This window comes from Streptomyces sp. 3214.6, assembly GCF_900129855.1.
GTDB classification, from domain to species: domain Bacteria; phylum Actinomycetota; class Actinomycetes; order Streptomycetales; family Streptomycetaceae; genus Streptomyces; species Streptomyces soliscabiei.
Map to the genome: position 1 here is coordinate 730904 of NZ_LT670819.1, position 17773 is coordinate 748676.

The following is a 17773-nucleotide window of genomic DNA, read 5'->3' on the forward strand; positions in this document are numbered from 1 at the left end:
CGAATCTGCCGCGGGCAGAGAAACCGCGTGCGGGCGTCGCCCGAGGTCAACAGTGGAGTCGACGGCAGCCACGCCACGACGAGGAGAACCGATGACTCCACTCACCACGCTCGCTCCCCGTGCCCAGGAGGGCGACACCCCGGCCACCCGCTTCGACGACCACCTGGCCGCCCAACTGCTCGCCCAGCGCATCGTGTTCCTCGGCACCCAGGTCGACGAGGTGTCCGCGAACCGCGTCTGCGCGCAGTTGCTGATCCTGTCGGCGGAGGATCCGCGCACCGACATCGCGCTGTGCATCAACAGCCCGGGCGGGTCGGTGCACGCGGGGCTCGCCATCTACGACACGATGCGGCTGATCCCCAACGACGTCTCGACGCTCGCCATGGGTTTCGCGGCCAGCATGGGCCAGTTCCTGCTCAGCGTCGGCGCGGCCGGCAAGCGGTACGCGCTGCCGAACGCGCGCGTCATGATGCACCAGCCGTCGGCCGGGATCGGCGGGACCACGGCGGACATCGAGATCCAGGCGGAGAACCTGGACTTCACCAAGCGGACCATCGAGCGCATCACCGCCGAGCACACCGGCCAGACGCCGGAGACCATCTCCCGGGACGGCGACCGCGACCGCTGGTTCACGGCCGAGGAGGCCAGGGAGTACGGCATGGTGGACCGGGTCGTGGAGTCCCTCGCGGACGTCCGCCCGGCCGCCTCCAAGCGACGGATGGGGCTGTGACATGGGGAGCTACACGATTCCGAACGTCGTCGAGCGCACCCCGCAGGGCGAGCGGTCCTACGATGTGTTCAGCCGACTGCTGTCCGAGCGCATCATCTTCCTCGGCACCGAGATCGACGACGGGGTCGCGAACGTCGTCATCGCGCAACTCCTCCATTTGGAGTCGGCGGCCCCGGAGACCGAGATCTCGATCTACCTCAACTCCCCCGGCGGATCGTTCACTTCACTGATGGCGATCTACGACACGATGACGTACGTGCAGTCGCCGATCTCGACGTTCTGCGTCGGGCAGGCGGCGTCCACGGCGGCGGTGCTGCTGGCCGGCGGCGATCCGGGGCGGCGGTTCGTGCTGGAGCACGCGCGCGTGCTGCTCGGGCAGCCCGCCAGCGGCGGCCGGCAGGGCACGGTCTCCGACCTCGCGCTGCAGGCCAAGGAGATGGTCCGCATCCGCGGCCAGGTCGAGGAGGTGCTGGCCCGCCACACCCGCCACGACCTCGCGACCCTGCGCGCGGACATGGACCGCGACAAGGTGTTCACCGCGCCGGAGGCGGTGGCGTACGGACTGGCCGATGAGGTGGTGAGCCGGCGTCTCGTGACGTTGTGAGACACCGGCCCGCGCGGCTCGTCAGGCGGCCAGGCAGAGCCCGTTGTGCGACGAACTCGTCGTCGCGCGGCTCCTGCCGGAGTGCCGGCTGCTGAGCCGCACCAGCTCTCCCTGGGCCCGGGCCAACAGGTCTCCCAGGCCCAGGCCGAGGGCGTGGGCGGCGGCCGCGAGGACCTCCGAGGAGGCCTCCTTGCGGCCGCGCTCCACCTCCGACAGGTACGGCATGGAGATCCGGGCCGAGTCGGCGACGTCCTTGAGCGTGCGCTCCTGGGCCTGGCGTTCGCGACGCAGGACGTCGCCGACCAGGTCGCGCCACAGGGGCTCGCGCGGCGCGGAGCCGGCAGTGGAGGCGGGGGCGGGGGCAATGGTGTCCGGGCGCACGGCGGGCGGGCGCAGCGGGATCACGCGGGCGTGGTTCGGCGCTTGGTTGCTCACCTCACCAGCCTAGGAGCCGCAGGGGGCCGTGGGGAGGAGTCCGGGGTTGCGCCCTCGGTGGAATCGGTGGGCGCGAGGGTGCCCGGATCCCGCACGCATGGGTCGTCACGGACCGGGTACCCGCCTCCTGAGCGGGTTTCGCATGTGCGGGTCCGCTCACGGACCGAGAACAGCAGACGCCGAACCGTGACGTTCGAGGGAGAGGCCATGCAGACCGCCGTGATCCGGTCGGAGGCCAAGGTCGTCGACGACGCCGCCGGGGCCAGCGCGGACGGCGCACCGCTGCCGGGGATCGAGGCGCCGCGCAGTGTGGCACCGCGCGACGCCCGCGAACTCTCCCGCCAGTTCTTCCAGCGGCTGGCCGTGCTCGAAGAGGGCACGCACGACTACCAGTACGCCCGCAACACGCTCATCGAGATGAACATGTCCCTGGTGCGGTTCGCCGCCGGCCGGTTCCGCGGTCGCGGGGACGACATGGAGGACATCGTCCAGACCGGGATGATCGGCCTGATCAAGGCCATCGACCGGTTCGAGGTCTCGCGCGAGGTGGAGTTCACGTCGTTCGCGCTGCCGTACATCGTCGGTGAGATCAAGCGCTTCTTCCGGGACACGACCTGGGCGGTGCATGTGCCGCGGCGGTTGCAGGAGTTGCGCGTGGAGTTGGCCAAGGCCCGCGACGAACTCGCCGGCCGACTGGACCGGGAGCCGACTGTGGCGGAGCTGGCCACGCTGATGAACCTCTCGGAGAGCCAGGTGGTCGAGGCGCAGATCGCCGCCAACGGCTACAACTCCTCCTCGCTGGACGCGGCGCTCACCGGCGACGGTCCGGAGCACGGGGAGGCGGTCCTCGCTGACTTCATCGGCGTGGAGGAGGAGGGGCTGCGGCTCGTCGAGGACTTCCACTCGCTCGCGCCGCTCATGGCCGAACTCAGCGAACGCGACCGGCAGATCATCCACCTGCGGTTCGTGGAGGAGGCCACCCAGGCGGAGATCGGCGAACGGCTCGGCTGCTCGCAGATGCATGTGTCCCGGCTGATCAAGCGGATCATCGTGCGGCTGCGCCGCGGGATGCTGGGCGAGCTGGGCTGCGCCTGAGGCCGTCCCCGAGGGCGGTCCTGGGACTCAGCCGCCGAACCTCAGCAGAGCACGGACCCGCTTGCCGACCGGCACGCGCTCCGCGGTGATCTCCGCCGCCAGCGCGTGCACGATCTCCAGACCGTGCCGGCCGATCCGCTCGGGGTCCTTGGGGAACCGCAGGGGCAGCGCGTCGCTGCTGTCGTACACGCACACCGTGACCGAGGCGTCCGTGCCTTCGAGTTCCAGGATGTAGGGCCCGTTGCTGTGCCGGTCGGCGTTGGTGACCAGTTCACTCACCACCAGCAGCACCTCGCCGCTCGCGCGGTCGCCGATCGTGGCACACCACTCCGTCCTGAGCTGGTCGACGAAATGGGCGGCGAAGGACCGGGCCTCGGCTATGCAGCCGGGTTCCCCGGTGTAGTGCGCCGCCCGCCGTAGCGGTTCCACGGGTACGTCGAAGCCAGTCGGTATCACTGCCCCGCCCAGGTGCTCGAACATGCGTTTCTCTCTCGGAAGCCGGACTGGCCGGACGCTGCTGTGCACCTGTGCTCGTACCCCGTGCCGCGCCGCACACTCCCCGTCCGTCGTCGGCCTGTGCGCGTGAGGACCGTGGGCCGCCTCACACGGCGGGTGAGGACCCGGCCGAGACGGGCGGCGGCTGGCTGGTGCCGGCCACCGACGGCGGGGACTGCGGGAGCGAGGAGAGGGAGCTCTCCGGCTCGCCCGTGAGTTCGGAGAGCGTACTCGGCGGCTCCGGGGACCCCGGCGCCGAGGACGGGGGCGCGAAGCCGGGGGGCTCGGACGAGGAGGAACCGGAGCTCGGGGGCTCCGAAGAGGGGGGCTCGGAGCTCGGGGGCTCGGAGCTCGGGGGCTCGGAGCTCGGGGGCTTGGAGGAGGACTTGGAGCTCGGGGGCTCGGAGCCCTTCGACTTCGACGACGACGGCGAGGACGGGGACTTCGAGGTCGAACCGGACGGCGGCGTACGCGAGCCGGGGACCGTCGGGGTGCTGACGCCTATGACCGGCGTCGGCCTCGCCGGCGGACGGGTGGGCCGGTCCTGGTGAACGCCGGCGCCCGGCTTGCGGGCGATCCAGTGGTGGGCGGAGTGGGGGTCGTAGAGGACGAAGACGTTGACCACCGTCACGGAGGGGTTGACCACGACCGTGGTCGAGGGGCTGTACGAGGGCCAGGTGGTGCCGGTCCGCTTGTACCCGGACTGCTGGGCGACGGGCGGGGTCAGCGGGTTGCCGCAGGCGCAGCGCACCCGGGGGACGCCGTACCTGTCGACCATGACCGCCGTGCCGGCCTGTAGGACGGCCTGGTAGCCGGTGGCTGATCCGTCACGGTATCCGTGGTTGGTGACGCGGGTGTCCAGGCGCAGTTGCACGGGGGTGAGGGAGCGCAGATAGCCGGGGACCTGGGAGGGGTCGATACCGAGGACGGAGGCGAACGCCTTGTTCTTGGCGGGAACCGACTGGAGGTACTTGATCTGCAGCTCCACATCACAGCTGGCGACGTTGAGGGTGCCGCCGTACAGCCCCGCCTGCCCGCCCCTGACACCGGGGACGGTGTTCTCGGGCGGGGAGGAGGAGGACGGGGCGACGGTCGCCGGCGGGACGGAGGCGGTACCCGGGTTGTTGGTCTGCGGCGTGAAGCTGTTCGGCCCCTCTTCGCCGGCCGGCTGCATGAAGAGTTCGCCCGCCTGGTTCGAGCCGCCGCCGTTGGGCCGGGTGAGGACCAGGGCGAGGGCCGTCGCGGCCACGACCGCTGTGGTGATCAGTGCGACCCGGGGCGCGGACCTCCACCAGGGCCGGCGCGGTTCCCACCCGCCGCCCCCCGAGTCGCCTCCGGTCGGCTCGGACGGCGGGGGCGGACCCGAGGGCGGCCGGGGGGAGCCCGACAGCGGTCCGGAGGGCGGGCCGGTCGGTCGCCCGGTGGGCTGCCCCGTGGATTCCGTGGGCGGTTCCGAGGGGCGGCCGGAAGACGGAGGTTCGACGCTCACGAGCACTCCCGACGTGGATATTCCCGCGGCGCTTCGTCCGGTGTGTCCGGTGCGATCCCTACGATCCATGCGATATGCGCCGTTTTCTTCCACAACGGACCTATTGTGTGCCCCGATCGGGCGCGGCTCGCAAGCTGGACGCGGACGGCCCTCTCGACAGGCGCGCTCTCCCGGTGCTGCTTAGCGTGGGCAGGGTGAGCTCGTACACCCCGTATGACCAGGCAGTCTCCCGCCACGGATGGGTGCAGGCGGTCGCCGCGGCGCTGGCCGGGCTGCTCGCCATGGGGGTGGTCGCCGGGCTGGGACTGTGGGTGGCCGGGGCCTCGGACCTGCCTCAGGGCGCCTTCCCCCGGGTCGTCGCGGCGACCGTCGTCACGGCGGTGGGCGGCACGGTCGAGCTCTCGGGGAACGCCGGTGGACTCGCCGGCACCGAGGCGGGTCTGACGGTGACTCCGCTGTCGGTGACGCTCGTGGGGGCGCTCGTCGTCGGCGCCGGATTCCTGCGGCCGCTGCGGCACCGGGCGGTGGCCGGCGCCGCCGAGCTGGCCGGGTGGGCGGCCCGGATCGCCGTCGTCTGGCTGCTCGGTCTGCTCGGGCTGGCCCTCGGCGCACGCCAGACCTTCAAACTCTCCCTCGGTGACGACACGCTGAGCGACCTGGGTGACCTGTTCGGCGTCAGCCCCGAGGTCGGCTTCACCACCAACGTGCCGCCGACGCTCGCCATCGGGCTGCTGTGGCTGGCCGGTGTGCTGGTGCTGGCGCTGCTGGTCGCGCGTGGGGCTCCGCTGCCGGGCCGGCTGCTGCGCTTGCAGGAGTCGGTGCGGCCCGCCGCGCACGCGATGGTCGTGCTGCTGCTCGCCTGGGTGGCCCTGGGCGTCGTCATCGCGCTGGTCGTCGCGGCAACCCGGGGGCACGCGGCCGAGACCCTCGCGGTGGTGTTGCTCGGCATGCCCAATCTGATGTGGCTGACGTTCACGATCGGGCTGGGCGCCACCTGGAACGGCCGTGTGGAGGGCCCGTTCGGGCTGCCGATGCCCCATGTGCTGGACGAGGTGCTGCGCGGCCGGGACACCGCCGCGCTGAACCTGAGCACGCTCGCCGAGTACGACGGCCGCGTGTGGTGGCTGGTCGTCGTCGACGGGCTTCTGCTGCTGGCGGCCGCGTTCGGGCTGGCCGCCCACTCACCGGCCCGGATGCGCGCCTGGCGGCACGCCGTGCACATGGCGGTCGCGCTGGTGCTCACCGTGCTGACCGTCTGTCTGGTCGGCCGGATCTCCGCGCACTACGGCCTCTCCGTCCTCGGCATCGGCGATCTCGGCGGCGATCTGGCCGGGAAGCTGTTCCTGCACGCCGAGGTGTGGTCCGCTCTCGGTCTCGCCGCGCTGTGGGGGCTGGTCACCGGGTTTCTGGGCGGGCTGCTGGCGGGACTGGTCCGCCACCGGGGCGTGCTGACACTCCGCTGACCCGGTGGTTCAGGACTGGCGGCCGGGCAGGACCGGCCGTGCCCAGCGCGGGGGTCGCCGCGTCGGCTCCGGCGTGTCGACCGACTCCGTCGGCGAGTGGACCGGCCGGCGCGCGCCGCCGCCTCGCTCCCTCAACTCGGCGACGAAGGCACCGCAGGTGGGGTGACGGGCCTCGGGATTCTTGGCGAGGGCCCGGGCGAACACCGTGTCGAGGTACGCCGGGAGCTGGGGCCGGACCTCCGTCAGCGGGGTCGGGTCGGCGTTCTGGTGGGCCCAGAGCAGGGCCATGTCGTCGTCACGGAGGAACGGCGGTCGGTCCGCGAGGCATTCGTAGACCACGCAGGCCAGGCCGTAGACGTCGCAGCGGCCGTCGACGGGGCGGCCGGAGATCTGCTCGGGGGCGACGTAGTCGAGGGTGCCGACGAACTGTCCGACCGTCGTGAACCCGGTCAGGGACAGCGACTTCTTCGTCAGGCCGAAGTCGGTGAGGTAGACGTGCTCGGGATGGTCGCTGTCGGTGCCCCGGGACACCAGGATGTTGCCGGGCTTGACGTCCCGGTGGACCAGTCCGTGGTCATGGGCGGCGTCCAGCGCGGAGGCGACCTGCGCGGCGATGCGGACCACCGTCGGCAGGGGCAGCGGGCCCTCGCGGTCCAGGAGATGGCGCAGGTCGCTCCCGTCGACGTACCGCATGGCGATGTAGAGCACCCCTTCGGTCTCGTCCGCCTCGAAGACGGGCACGATGTGCGGGTGGTCGATCGCCGCCGCGACCCGCGATTCGTGGGTGAAGCGTTTGCGGAAGGTGTCGTTGCGGGCCAGCTCGGGGGCGAGCAGTTTGAGCGCGACGGTCCGGTCCAGACGCAGGTCATGGGCCCGGTAGACGACGGCCATGCCGCCGCGTCCGATCTCGCACTCGATGCGGTAGCCGGCGAGCTGGCGGCCGACCAGTTCGGAGGGGCGGCCGGAGAAGGGGCTCATGCCGGACGCCATCAGGAGTTCCCGTCGAGGTCCACGATCCGGGTGGCGGTGTAGTCCCGGTCCTCGGCCGGCTGGGGCAGTTCGGGCGCCTCGTCCGTCGCGTAGGTGCTCAGGCGGGTGCCGTCGCCGTACACCCAGCGGCTGTGCGCGATGTCGTACAGCCACATGTTCTCGCCGTCGATGACCACACCGATCCGCAGCCCGCGGGTACGGCGGCGGAAGGACTCGCCGTCGAGGCCGCCGTCTGCCAGTTCCTCCACCGCCGCCCGGTAGCGGGCCAGGGCCTGTTCGGTGCGGCCGAGCAGGGGGCGTGGGTCGGCGGCGCTCGCGAGGGGGCCGTCGGAGCGGGGCGGGTCCTGGGGGACGGCGACCAGGTGGCGGCCGTCCACCCAGGCCGACCAGCCGTTGGAGCACACCACACGCCCCCAGTCGCCGCGCCGCTCCGTGAGCCGGACGGGCAGCAGCGGGTCGAGGGACACGGTGGGGCGGTCCGGGTCGGGGGCCTCCCAGGCGGGCATGCCGTGCTGCGGGACGACATGTGTGGGCCGGAATCCGGGAGCCGTCATCGGCCTCACCTACTTCCGCATCACGGCGGGCTCGTGCCGGCGCAGCAGCCGGGACACGGCGAACCCGCAGACCAGCGAGAGCACGACGAGCATCCCGATGTTCAGCAGCCACACCCCCGCCGAGTGCTCGAACAGCGGATCGCTCGTCTTGTCCCCGGGCACGATCCGGGACAGCCCGAGGGTGGCGGCCATCGCGCCGAACGCCCATCGCGAGGGCACGAGCCAGGACAGCTGGTCCAGAACGGCCACGTCGTTCAGTTTCAGCAGCGCGCCGCAGAACACCACTTGGACGATGGCGAGCAGCACGAGCAGCGGCATCGTCACCTCCTCCTTGGTCACCAGCGCGGAGACCAGCAGCCCGAGCATCATCGCCGTGAAGGCCAACAGGGCGACGGCGACGGTGATCTCGATCAGCGGTGGCATCAACACCCCTTTGCCGTCCGGCGCGTTGAGGTCGACGCCGAGCAGGGCGACGAGGGTCAGCACCACCGCCTGTACGACGGTGATCGCGCCGAGGACGACGACCTTGGACAGCAGGTACGCCGATCTGGACAGGCCGACGGCCCGCTCCCGCTGGTAGATCACGCGCTCCTTGACGAGTTCACGCACGGCGTTGGCCGCGCCGGTCAGGACGCCGCCCACGCACAGGATCAGCAGCGCGTCCATCACATGCTCCTGGTCGAGCCTGCCGCCGGCCAGGGCACGGGCCATCGCTCCCATCACGAACGGCAGGGCGATCATGATCACGAGGAAGGTGCGGTCGGCGGCGAGCGCGGCCGTGTAGCGGCGGACCAGGGTGCCGAGCTGGGCGCCCCTGCTGCGGGGCCGGGGCGGCGGCAGCACGATCACCGGGCCGGAGCGGGGCAGTCGGGGCTGCTCGCTGGAGTTGACGACGTACTGACGGCGGAACGGCGAGTCGTCGTACTCCCCCGCCCAGTCCCGGTCCTGATCGCGTTCGAAGGCCTCGAAGGCCTCGGGCCACTGTTCGAAGCCGAAGAAGGCGAGGGCGTCCTCGGGCGGCCCGTAATAGGCGACCTTGCCGCCCGGCGCGAGCACCAGGAGCCGGTCGCAGACGTCGAGGCTGAGGACGCTGTGGGTGACGACGATGACGGTGCGGCCGTCGTCGGCGAGTCCGCGCAGCATGTGCATCACCGAGCGGTCCATGCCGGGGTCGAGGCCGGAGGTCGGCTCGTCCAGGAAGAGCAGCGAGGGCTTGGTCAGCAGCTCCAGGGCCACGCTGACCCGTTTGCGCTGACCGCCGGAGAGGCTGTGCACGGGCTGGTCGGCGCGCTGCTCGAGGCCCAGTTCGCGGATGACCTCCTCGACCCGTTCGCGGCGCTCGGCCCTGGCGGTGTCCTGCGGGAAGCGCAGTTCGGCGGCGTAGAGGAGGGCGCTGCGCACGGTCAGCTGCGCGTGCAGGATGTCGTCCTGCGGGACCAGTCCGATGCGCTGGCGCAGCTCGGCGTAGTCGCGGTAGAGGTCGCGGCCGTCGTAGACGACCGTGCCGTGGCCCGCGGGGCGCTGGCCGGTGAGGGCGCCGAGGAGGGTGGACTTGCCGGCGCCGCTGGGTCCGACGACCGCGAGCAGGCACTTCTCCCCCACCGGGAACGAGACATGGTCGAGGAGGACCTTACGGCCGCGGTCGACGGCGACCGTCAGGTCCTGCACGTCGAGGGAGATCTCACCGGTGTCGACGTACTCCTGGAGCTCGTCGCCGACCAGGCAGAACGCCGAGTGGCCGATGCCGACGATGTCGCCCGGGCCGATCGGGGCGCTGCTGACGGGCAGGCCGTTGAGGTAGGTCCCGTTGTGGCTGCCGAGGTCGACGATCTCGTGGCCACCGTCGGGCAGCCCCCGTAGCTCGGCGTGCCGGCGCGAGACGATCAGGTCGTCGACGATCAGGTCGTTGTCGGTGGCGCGTCCGATGCGGACGGTGCGCGAGGACAGCGGCCGTATGGAGGTCGGCCGGCGGAAGGTGCCGGTCAGGGCGGGCATGGAGACGGACGAGGGGCGCTCGGCCGGGGGCGTGGGACGGCCGGACAGGACTACGTACGGCCCGTCGGCCGGGCTGCCGAAGCGGATCACGGTGCCGGGGCCGACGCCCCACTCGTGGACGCGGCGGCCGTCGGCGTAGGTGCCGTTGGTGCTGTGTTCGTCCTCGATGGTCCAGTGGCCGCCGTCGGGCCGCAGGACCGCGTGGTGCCAGGAGACGCGGGTGTCGTCGATGACGATGTCGCTGCGCGGGTCCCGGCCGACGTGGTAGTCATGGCCCGGGATCAGCACGGTGGTGCCCGTCTCGGTCTCCAGCACGAGTTCGGGCGCAGTCGAGGAGACCGGCCGCTCAACCATGACCGAATTCTATCGATTCGCACCCCTGTGCGCCCGATGGGCGGGGCGCGAGGGTGATGTGAGCGTGACGGTGCCGTGCCGGGCTGTGCGCGTCGGCCGTGTCCCGGTGCCGTCGTCCGGTGGGCGTCAGCCGACGGGGACGACGAGGGCCGGGAGGGTCCGCTGCATGCGCAGCGCGTCGACGGACTCGGCGAGCAGCTCGTACTCGGTGGTCTCGTCGCTCACCGCGATCCGCACCAGCCGGCCGCCCGCCAACTCGTCGGCCACCAGCTCCTGCCGGTCCATGTCGGCGCACCAGGCCCGCAGCAGTGCGGGCACGTCCGGCGCGTTGTCGGCGACCGGGACCAGGGCGCCCGGCGGGATGTGCTCGTCCTCGGGCCGGGGATCCAGCCGTTCGGCCATCCAGGAGGCCCGGTCCCGCAGCCACCACAGGGCCAGCGCCAGCGTCGGCGCACGGTAGGTGCCGAGCGGTACGCCGATGCGCCGGCCGGCGCAGACGCCGTACGCGGTGACATGGCACAGGAATTCGTCGTGCACGTTCCTCTCCCCCGGTGCTCGCCCTACTGGCAGTGCCTCGCTTTCCCTGCGGCTCCTGTAAGTGAACTGCCCCTGACGTTCGAGTATGTTCACTGTTGAAACACTGTCACCATGACTTTTTGGCCAGTCTCTTGGCATATTCAAGGCCGTTCATGGCCGAAATGCGGCAGGCCTCGGGCCATGTCGTCATTACCCGGCGGGTAATCGACCCGGGCGACGAGGACGGGCAAGGTGGTCACACCGGATCGGCGAAGACCTGGATCCGGGTTCTGACCAGTATCGATGACCTCATTGGGGGCTGATTTCCCATGTCCGCGAACACCGACCGTTACGAGAACGCCGTCGCCCGCTACTTCGAGGCTTGGAACGCACGGGAGCCCAAGGCCTTGGCCAAGGCTGTTGACGCAGCGTGGGCGGTGGACGGCGGGTACACCGACCCCCTCGCCGACGTCAGCGGCCACGAGCAGATCGCGGCCGTGGTCACGGCTGCACACGCGCAGTTCCCGGGCTTCTTCTTCCGGCTCACCGGGACGGTCGACGGGCACCACGACACGGCCCGCTTCTCCTGGGAGCTGGTGAGCGAGGCCGACGGTTCGGCGCCGGTGGCCGGATCCGACGTCATCACCCTGGACGCGCAGGACCGGATCACCTCCGTCCTCGGATTCCTCGACCGGGTGCCCGCCGGAGCCTGAGGACCGGGCCACGATGAATTCCTCCGCTCGCGGCGGTCCACCCGTAAAGGGATCACCGCGAGCCGAGGAACATCACGAACGGGACCGAAAACGGAATACTCAATGCCGAATTCACGGCCGTCCCGCGCAAGGGTCCGGCAATCGGCGGCTGGACCTATGTCGTCTGTCGTCCGGCCGGAGTCCGTCCCATTCTTCGGCATCCGCGAACTGGCATCGGAAAGCAGGAGGGCGACTGCGTGACCGTCCGCCTGACGAAGCGGCTCAGCCGTTGATCACCGCGTCGATCCGGGCCAGCTCCTCGGCATCGAAGTCCAGGTTGGCCAGCGCGCCGACGCTGTCCTCGATCTGCCGGGCGCTGCTCGCGCCGACCAGCGCGGAGGTCACCCGGCCGCCGCGCAGCACCCAGGCCAGGGCGAGCTGGGCCAGGGACTGGCCGCGGGACTTGGCGAGGTCGTCGAGGGCGCGCAGCTTGCCGACGAGCTCCTCGGTCAGCGCGTCGGAGTTCAGGAACGGGCTGTCGCTCGCCGCGCGCGAGTCCTCCGGGATGCCGTCCAGGTAGCGGCCGGTCAGCAGGCCCTGCTCCAGCGGCGAGAAGACGATGGACCCGACCTGGAGCTCGTCCAGGGCGTCGAGCAGGCCCTCGCTCTCGGGGCGCCGGTCGAGCATCGAGTAGCGCGGCTGGTGGATGAGCAGCGGGGTGCCCAGCTCCCCGAGGATGCGGGCGGCCTCACGGGTCTGCTCGGCGGAGTAGTTGGAGACGCCGGCGTAGAGCGCCTTGCCCTGCTGGACCGCGGCGTGCAGGGCGCCCATCGTCTCCTCCAGGGGAGTCTCCGGGTCGGGGCGGTGCGAGTAGAAGACGTCGACGTAGTCCAGGCCCATCCGGGTCAGGCTCTGGTCGAGCGAGGACAGCAGGTACTTGCGCGAGCCCCACTCGCCGTAGGGGCCCGGCCACATCAGGTAGCCGGCCTTGGTGGAGATGACCAGCTCGTCGCGGTAGGGCGCGAAGTCGGCCTTGAGGAACTGCCCCAGCGCGGACTCGGCGGCGCCGGGCGGCGGGCCGTAGTTGTTGGCCAGGTCGAAGTGGGTGATGCCGAGGTCGAAGGCGCGGCGCAGGATGGCCCGCTGGGTCTCCACCGGGCGGTCCGGGCCGAAGTTGTGCCACAGTCCGAGCGACAGCGCGGGGAGCTTCAGGCCGCTGCGTCCGGTGCGCCGGTAGGGCATGTCCGCGTAACGGTCGGGGTGTGCGGTGTACAACGCGACTCCAAGAAGATCGGTTTCGGGAACCCCTACCCACTCTGGCCCGACCTGCGGGTAGTGGTCCAACAGAAGAATCCGATGGAATTGTGCGGCTAGGCTTCTCAATCATGGAACTGCGTCACCTCCAGCACTTCGTCGCCGTCGCCGAGGACCAGCACTTCACCCGGGCCGCCGAACGCCTGATGGTCTCCCAGTCGGGTCTGTCGGCCTCGATCCGCGCCCTGGAGCGGGAGCTGCGCGCCCCGCTGTTCGTGCGGACCACGCGGCGGGTGACGCTGACGGAGGCGGGCCGGGCGCTGCTGGCCGAGGCGGAGCGGATCCTGGCGCAGGTGCGGGCGGCACACGAGGCCGTGGCCGCCGTGCAGGGCGTGGTGCGCGGCACCCTCTCCGTGGGCACCGAGCAGTGCATCGCCGGGGTGCATGTGGCGGGGCTGCTGGCGGCGTTCCGGCGGCGGCACCCGGACGTGGAGATCCGGCTGCGGCAGAGCGGCTCGGGCGCGCTGGGCGAGGAGGTGGCGGCCGGCCGGCTCGACCTGGCCTTCGCCTACCGCACCCAGACGGACACCGACCAGCTGCGCTGCGTGCCGCTGGCGACCGAGCCGATGTACGTGCTGTGCCATCCCGACCACCGGTTCGCCGGGGCGTCGGCGGCACTGCTGCCGCAGGACGTCGCCGGCGAGGTGTTCGTCGACTTCCACCCGGACTGGGGCCCGCGGCGCGCCACCGACGCCGCGTTCACCGAGGCGGGAGTGCGGCGCACGGTCGCCCTGGAGGTCAACGACGTGCACAGCCTGCTGGACCTGGTCGACGAGAACCTCGGCGTCGCCGTCGTACCGCGCCACTTCCGGCACAAGCGCGAGGCGCTCACCGCACTGCCCCTCAAGGGCACGGGCGAGGCGGTGTACGAGACGGTCGCGCTGTTGCCGCCCCGGCAGGCGACCAGTCCGGCGGCCCGGGCGCTCATGGCACTGCTGGAAACGGGCGGCGGGTGAGCGCAGGCTGCGAGATGGTGGATGCATGCATGCCAAGGACATCCTCATCGACGGGTACAACCGCGTCCAGGAAGAAGTCCATGCCGCCGTGGACGGCCTGGATCCCGACGTCCTCAACACCCGGCCCTCCCCCGACGCCAACTCGATCGCCTGGCTGGTCTGGCACCTCACCCGGGTCCAGGACGACCATCTCGCCGACGCCTTCGAGCTCGAGCAGGTGTGGCTGACCCAGGACTGGGAGAAACGATTCGGCCTCGACCTGCCGCGCCAGGACACCGGGTACGGGCACAGCGCCGCGAAGGTCGCGAAGGTACGGGTCCCCGACGGTGACCTGCTGACGGGGTACTACGACGCCGTGCACGAGCAGAGCCTGACGGCGCTGCACGCGCTGACGGCGGCGGACCTGGAGCGCGTCGTGGACGAGCGCTGGGATCCGCCGGTCACGCTGGGCGTCCGGCTGGTCAGCGTCCTGGCCGACGATCTGGAGCACGTCGGCCAGGCCGCCTATCTGCGCGGGCTGCTTCAGAGCGCGGACGCGTAACCCGGAAGGACGACGTCCTCGATGAGGGCCTTGCGCTCGTCGAACGGGATGAATGCGCTCTTGAGGGCGTTCACCGTCACCGTGCGCAGGTCCTCGACGCCCCAGCCCGCCTCCTCGACGAGCAGCGCCATCTCACGGGTCATCGTCGTCCCGGAGACCAGACGGTTGTCGGTGTTGAGGGTGACGCGGAAGCCGAGGTCCTTCAGCGCGGTGATCGGGTGCTCGGCGATGGAGGTCGCCGCCCCGGTCTGCAGGTTGGACGTCGGGCACATCTCCAGGGCGACCCGGCGGTCGCGCACCCATCCGGCGAGGCGGCCGAGCTTGCCGTCGACGATGTCGTCGGTGATGCGCACCCCGTGCCCGATGCGCTGGGCGCCGCACACCTGGAGGGCCTGGTGGATGCTGGGCAGGCCGTGGGCCTCGCCGGCGTGGATGGTGAAGGGGACGCTCTCGCGGCGCAGGTACTCGAAGGCCTCGAGGTGGTCGGCGGGCGGGAAGCCGTCCTCGGCGCCGGCGATGTCGAAGCCGACGACGCCCGCATCCCGGAAGGCGACGGCCAGGTCGGCGGCCTCGCGCACGCGGTCGAACATCCGCATGCCGCACAGCAGCGTGCCGACCCGGACCGGCGTGCCCGCGGCGGCGGCCTTCGCCATTCCGGCGGCGAGGCCCTCCTGGACGGTCTGCACGACCTCGGCGAGGCTCAGCCCGCCGTTGACGTTCAGCTCGGGCGCGTACCGCACCTCGCCGTAGACGACACCGTCGGCGGCCAGGTCGAGGACGTACTCCTCGGCGGTGCGCAGCAGGCCCTCGCGGGTCTGCATGACGGCGAGGGTGTGTTCGAAGGTGGCTATGTAGCGCACCAGGTCACCCGAGTTGGCGGCCTCGAAGTACCAGGCGGCGAGCTCGTCGGGGTCGGTGGTGGGCAGGGTGTGGCCGACCTCCTGCGCGAGTTCGACGACGGTGGCGGGGCGCAGGCCGCCGTCGAGGTGGTCGTGCAGTACGGCCTTGGGGAGCCGGCGCAGGGTGTCGGTGTCGATGTGGGGCGCGGTCATGAGCGTGTTCCTCGGCAGGTGGTTCTCAGGCGGTGGTGGTGGGCTGGAGCAGGTCCCAGCGGTTTCCGTACAGGTCCTCGAAGACGGCGACGGAGCCGTACGGCTCGTGGCGGGGTTCCTCCAGGAAGGTCACGCCGGCGGCGAGCATCCGGGCATGGTCGCCGGCGAAGTCGTCGGTGTGCAGGAAGAACCCGACGCGGCCGCCGGTCTGGTCGCCGATCCGGGCGCGCTGGGCGTCGCCCTTGGCCCGGGCGAGCAGCAGCCCGGTGCCGTCCTGGCCGACGCCCGGCCGTACGACGACCCAGCGCGAGCCGTCGGGGCGCGGCTCGTCCTCGACGAGCCGGAAGCCGAGCGCCTCGCTGTAGAAGCGGATCGCCTCGTCGTAGTCGTCGACGACGAGGGTGACCAGGGCGATACGACTCATCGGGGCCTTTCGGGGAGGTACGGGAGGCTTGCGGGAGGGGCGATTGACGGGAGAGGTTATACGTAAAACTTGCTTCGCGCCAGTCGCCTCCGGTGCTGGTGGCGGTGCAGGCCCGGCGCGAGGAGCCGGCGCTGCCCGGGCGGCATCCGATACGAGGCGGGCGCGGGTCGCGCGGCCCGCGCAGGACGGAGTAGCAGCAGGCGGCGGTGTCGATGCGGTGGACGCCGGGTTCGATCGCCGGGCGTATCGGGGCAGCAGGCGGCGCTGCCCGTCAGCCGCGTCGCTCCGAAGCCGGCGCGGTTGACGGGCAGGTGACCGGGGTGCCGGAATGCCGGCAGCCTCCGCGGGGACCGTTGCGGTGGTCGGTCGGGGAGCCCCCGCACGCACCAAGGACACGCCCCGGTGCGTGCAGCGGCCCCTCAGCAGGCCACGGTCTCCTCGCACCGGCGCAGCGCCTCCTGGACGTCACGGCTCCAGTGCCGGGACGTGCGGGGGGTGGCCGAGGACACGGTGTGCACGGCCGGCTCCCGGCGTTCGGGCAGTGCGCCCGACCTGGCGCGCCGGCGCTCCTTGGCGGGCGGCGTGCCATGGGCGACGGCCTCCTCCACGATCTCGGCCAGATCGCCGTCGGGGAGGGGGAGTTCGAGGTCGTCGTCGACGAAGCCGACCACGGCCGGCACGTACTCGACCAGGGCGCGCAGAGCCTTGGGCAGTCCGCGACGACCACGCCGCAGGCCGCTGAGCACGTGCAGCGCCGTGGCGATCTCCCGTTCGGTGGCCTCCCTGCTCAGCGTGGCAGGGGTGATCTCGGTGTGCCGCAGCCACCAGTCGGCCTCCTCGTCCTCCCCCATCGACCGGTGGTGGAGGTAGAGGCAGTACGAGGAGACGGTGTCGGAGGCGCCGGCGCCGTACTGCCACCAGAAGCGGGCGCTGTCCTCGCAGCCGGCCAGGTACAGGAGGCTGCCGAGGACGCGCGCGCCGGAGGGCTCGGGGAGGGCGCTGCCGAGGAAGTTGCCGAGGCCCTGCAGGGCGCCGGGGCGGGTCAGCAGCGCCTCGCACAGCGCTTTGAGGTCCCGGGCCGCGGGGTGGGCTCGCGGGGGACGGCGGCCCGCCACGGCGCGCTGCGGGCAGTCCCCCGCCACAGGTCCGTCGGCGCCGCCGGCCGCGACCCTGGCGGCTATGCGGGCCTCGGCGGCCTCGATGTCCGCGCGGCCGTAGGGCGCCGTGGGCACGAGGCGCGCTCTGGACAGCAGGGTGTCGATGTCGCTCGCGGTGTCGAAGGTCATGACCGCTCCGCCTCCTCCTCGGCGCACGATGTGTAGATCTCCCGGAGCCGGCGTTTGGCATACCGTTCGCTGGAGCGCACCCCGGCCTCGGTGATGCCCAGGTGGAAGGCGACGTCGGCGGTGCTGTAGCCCTCGCAGTAGCGCAGCCGGATGACGTCCCGCTGACGCTCGGGGAGGGTGGAGATCGCGTGGAACATCCGCAGGTTCTGCTCGATCACCTCGAAGGCGTCCTCGGCGCCCTGCAGGGTGACCGTCTCGAAGACGGCGGTGTCCATGAGCGTGGCGCGCCTGCCACGGGCCCGGGCGTGGTCGATGATGCGGTTCTTCATCACCCGCCAGGCGTAGGCGGCGGGGTTCTCGGCGCGCAGTATCTGCGGCCATTCCCGGGCGAGTTGGACGAATGCCTCGTCCACGGCCTCCTCGGCGTCGGCGCGGCAGCGCAGCGAGCGCTCGGCCTCGCGGACGTAGAGCGGGCGGTGCATCTGGTGGAAGGCGGTGAAGTCCAACGGCAGCTTCTCCGGCGCCCGTGGGTTTCCCGCGGGGCGCAGCTCCTCCTGGGTCACCGATCTCCCCCCGGGAGCCGGTGGTCCATCTCACGGACGCCGACCCGCACGAGAGCGGCGACGAACCGGCGCGCGAGGGTGACGACGCCGGGTCCGAAGACCCGGAGGGCGAGCAGGGACAACGCCACGTCGCGGGCGAGCTGTTCGAACTGGTCGTTCACGGACCCTTCGGTCCTTCCGCTGGCTGTACGGGACTCAGGAGCCCCGGAAGGCGACGGTTACACC

General features: G+C 71.7%; 20 protein-coding genes. 7 read left to right on the forward strand and 13 right to left on the reverse strand.

Going from position 1 to position 17773, the window contains the following annotated elements; genetic code table 11:
- Positions 1 to 91: 91 nt before the first annotated feature.
- On the forward strand, positions 92 to 730 hold the full coding sequence (locus B5557_RS03180; protein WP_079657661.1) for an ATP-dependent Clp protease proteolytic subunit: 639 nt from the start codon (positions 92 to 94) through the stop codon (positions 728 to 730).
- 1 nt (position 731) lies between these two features.
- Positions 732 to 1334: a ClpP family protease gene (locus B5557_RS03185; protein WP_079657662.1), complete on the forward strand. Its 603-nt coding sequence runs from the start codon at positions 732 to 734 to the stop codon at positions 1332 to 1334.
- Positions 1335 to 1355: 21 nt separating this feature from the next.
- Here the strand turns inward: B5557_RS03185 and B5557_RS03190 are convergent, their stop codons facing one another.
- Positions 1356 to 1769 (reverse strand): helix-turn-helix domain-containing protein, encoded by a 414-nt coding sequence (locus B5557_RS03190; RefSeq protein WP_079657663.1) that lies wholly within the window; start codon positions 1767 to 1769, stop codon positions 1356 to 1358.
- Positions 1770 to 1976: 207 nt separating this feature from the next.
- On the opposite strand from B5557_RS03190, the gene B5557_RS03195 reads away from it, so the two are divergent.
- Positions 1977 to 2864 (forward strand): RNA polymerase sigma factor SigF, encoded by an 888-nt coding sequence (locus tag B5557_RS03195; RefSeq protein WP_079657664.1) that lies wholly within the window; start codon positions 1977 to 1979, stop codon positions 2862 to 2864.
- Between the two features lie 27 nt (positions 2865 to 2891).
- Here B5557_RS03195 and B5557_RS03200 read toward each other — a convergent pair whose 3' ends face one another.
- Positions 2892 to 3344, reverse strand: a complete 453-nt coding sequence (locus B5557_RS03200; protein ID WP_079657665.1) for an ATP-binding protein — start codon at positions 3342 to 3344, stop codon at positions 2892 to 2894.
- 121 nt (positions 3345 to 3465) lie between these two features.
- Positions 3466 to 4848: a DUF6777 domain-containing protein gene (locus B5557_RS03205; RefSeq protein ID WP_331716820.1), complete on the reverse strand. Its 1383-nt coding sequence runs from the start codon at positions 4846 to 4848 to the stop codon at positions 3466 to 3468.
- Between the two features lie 194 nt (positions 4849 to 5042).
- Here B5557_RS03205 and B5557_RS03210 point away from each other — a divergent pair, with 194 nt between their 5' ends.
- On the forward strand, positions 5043 to 6311 hold the full coding sequence (locus B5557_RS03210; protein ID WP_079664564.1) for a streptophobe family protein: 1269 nt from the start codon (positions 5043 to 5045) through the stop codon (positions 6309 to 6311).
- A gap of 9 nt (positions 6312 to 6320) precedes the next feature.
- Here B5557_RS03210 and B5557_RS03215 read toward each other — a convergent pair whose 3' ends face one another.
- The 4 genes from B5557_RS03215 to B5557_RS03230 all read right to left on the reverse strand — a co-directional run bounded on the left by B5557_RS03215 (position 6321) and on the right by B5557_RS03230 (position 10741).
- Positions 6321 to 7301 carry a serine/threonine-protein kinase gene (locus tag B5557_RS03215; protein ID WP_079657666.1) on the reverse strand — a complete coding sequence of 327 codons (981 nt, stop codon included), beginning with the start codon at positions 7299 to 7301 and terminating at the stop codon, positions 6321 to 6323.
- Complete coding sequence (locus B5557_RS03220; protein ID WP_079657667.1) at positions 7301 to 7855, reverse strand: hypothetical protein; 555 nt, start codon at positions 7853 to 7855, stop codon at positions 7301 to 7303. Before B5557_RS03220 ends, B5557_RS03215 begins: the two co-directional genes overlap by 1 nt.
- Before the next feature lie 9 nt (positions 7856 to 7864).
- Complete coding sequence (locus tag B5557_RS03225; protein ID WP_079657668.1) at positions 7865 to 10204, reverse strand: FHA domain-containing protein; 2340 nt, start codon at positions 10202 to 10204, stop codon at positions 7865 to 7867.
- A gap of 126 nt (positions 10205 to 10330) precedes the next feature.
- Positions 10331 to 10741, reverse strand: coding sequence for a hypothetical protein (locus B5557_RS03230; RefSeq protein ID WP_079657669.1), 411 nt, complete (start codon positions 10739 to 10741; stop codon positions 10331 to 10333).
- 308 nt (positions 10742 to 11049) lie between these two features.
- On the opposite strand from B5557_RS03230, the gene B5557_RS03235 reads away from it, so the two are divergent.
- Positions 11050 to 11433, forward strand: a complete 384-nt coding sequence (locus tag B5557_RS03235) for a nuclear transport factor 2 family protein (RefSeq protein WP_079657670.1) — start codon at positions 11050 to 11052, stop codon at positions 11431 to 11433.
- Positions 11434 to 11694: 261 nt separating this feature from the next.
- Here the strand turns inward: B5557_RS03235 and mgrA are convergent, their stop codons facing one another.
- A complete protein-coding gene (gene mgrA, locus B5557_RS03240; protein ID WP_079657671.1) occupies positions 11695 to 12687 on the reverse strand; it encodes an L-glyceraldehyde 3-phosphate reductase in 993 nt (330 codons plus the stop codon).
- A gap of 110 nt (positions 12688 to 12797) precedes the next feature.
- Between mgrA and B5557_RS03245 the strand changes: the two genes are divergently transcribed.
- Together B5557_RS03245 and B5557_RS03250 are read left to right on the forward strand one after the other, a co-directional pair.
- Positions 12798 to 13682, forward strand: coding sequence for a LysR family transcriptional regulator (locus tag B5557_RS03245; protein WP_079657672.1), 885 nt, complete (start codon positions 12798 to 12800; stop codon positions 13680 to 13682).
- 25 nt (positions 13683 to 13707) lie between these two features.
- Positions 13708 to 14223 (forward strand): mycothiol transferase, encoded by a 516-nt coding sequence (locus B5557_RS03250; RefSeq protein ID WP_079657673.1) that lies wholly within the window; start codon positions 13708 to 13710, stop codon positions 14221 to 14223.
- Here the strand turns inward: B5557_RS03250 and B5557_RS03255 are convergent.
- The 5 genes from B5557_RS03255 to B5557_RS43500 all read right to left on the reverse strand — a co-directional run bounded on the left by B5557_RS03255 (position 14205) and on the right by B5557_RS43500 (position 17709).
- Positions 14205 to 15275, reverse strand: coding sequence for an adenosine deaminase (locus tag B5557_RS03255; RefSeq protein WP_079657674.1), 1071 nt, complete (start codon positions 15273 to 15275; stop codon positions 14205 to 14207). The genes B5557_RS03250 and B5557_RS03255 overlap by 19 nt on opposite strands.
- A 25-nt stretch (positions 15276 to 15300) precedes the next feature.
- Positions 15301 to 15699, reverse strand: a complete 399-nt coding sequence (locus B5557_RS03260) for a VOC family protein (RefSeq protein ID WP_079657675.1) — start codon at positions 15697 to 15699, stop codon at positions 15301 to 15303.
- Positions 15700 to 16118: 419 nt separating this feature from the next.
- Positions 16119 to 16985 (reverse strand): hypothetical protein, encoded by an 867-nt coding sequence (locus tag B5557_RS03265; protein WP_079657676.1) that lies wholly within the window; start codon positions 16983 to 16985, stop codon positions 16119 to 16121.
- Positions 16982 to 17548 (reverse strand): sigma-70 family RNA polymerase sigma factor, encoded by a 567-nt coding sequence (locus B5557_RS03270; RefSeq protein WP_231976238.1) that lies wholly within the window; start codon positions 17546 to 17548, stop codon positions 16982 to 16984. Before B5557_RS03270 ends, B5557_RS03265 begins: the two co-directional genes overlap by 4 nt.
- Positions 17545 to 17709 carry a hypothetical protein gene (locus tag B5557_RS43500; RefSeq protein WP_159424318.1) on the reverse strand — a complete coding sequence of 55 codons (165 nt, stop codon included), beginning with the start codon at positions 17707 to 17709 and terminating at the stop codon, positions 17545 to 17547. The genes B5557_RS03270 and B5557_RS43500 overlap by 4 nt, the downstream gene beginning before the upstream one ends.
- Between the last annotated feature and the right edge of the window lie 64 nt (positions 17710 to 17773).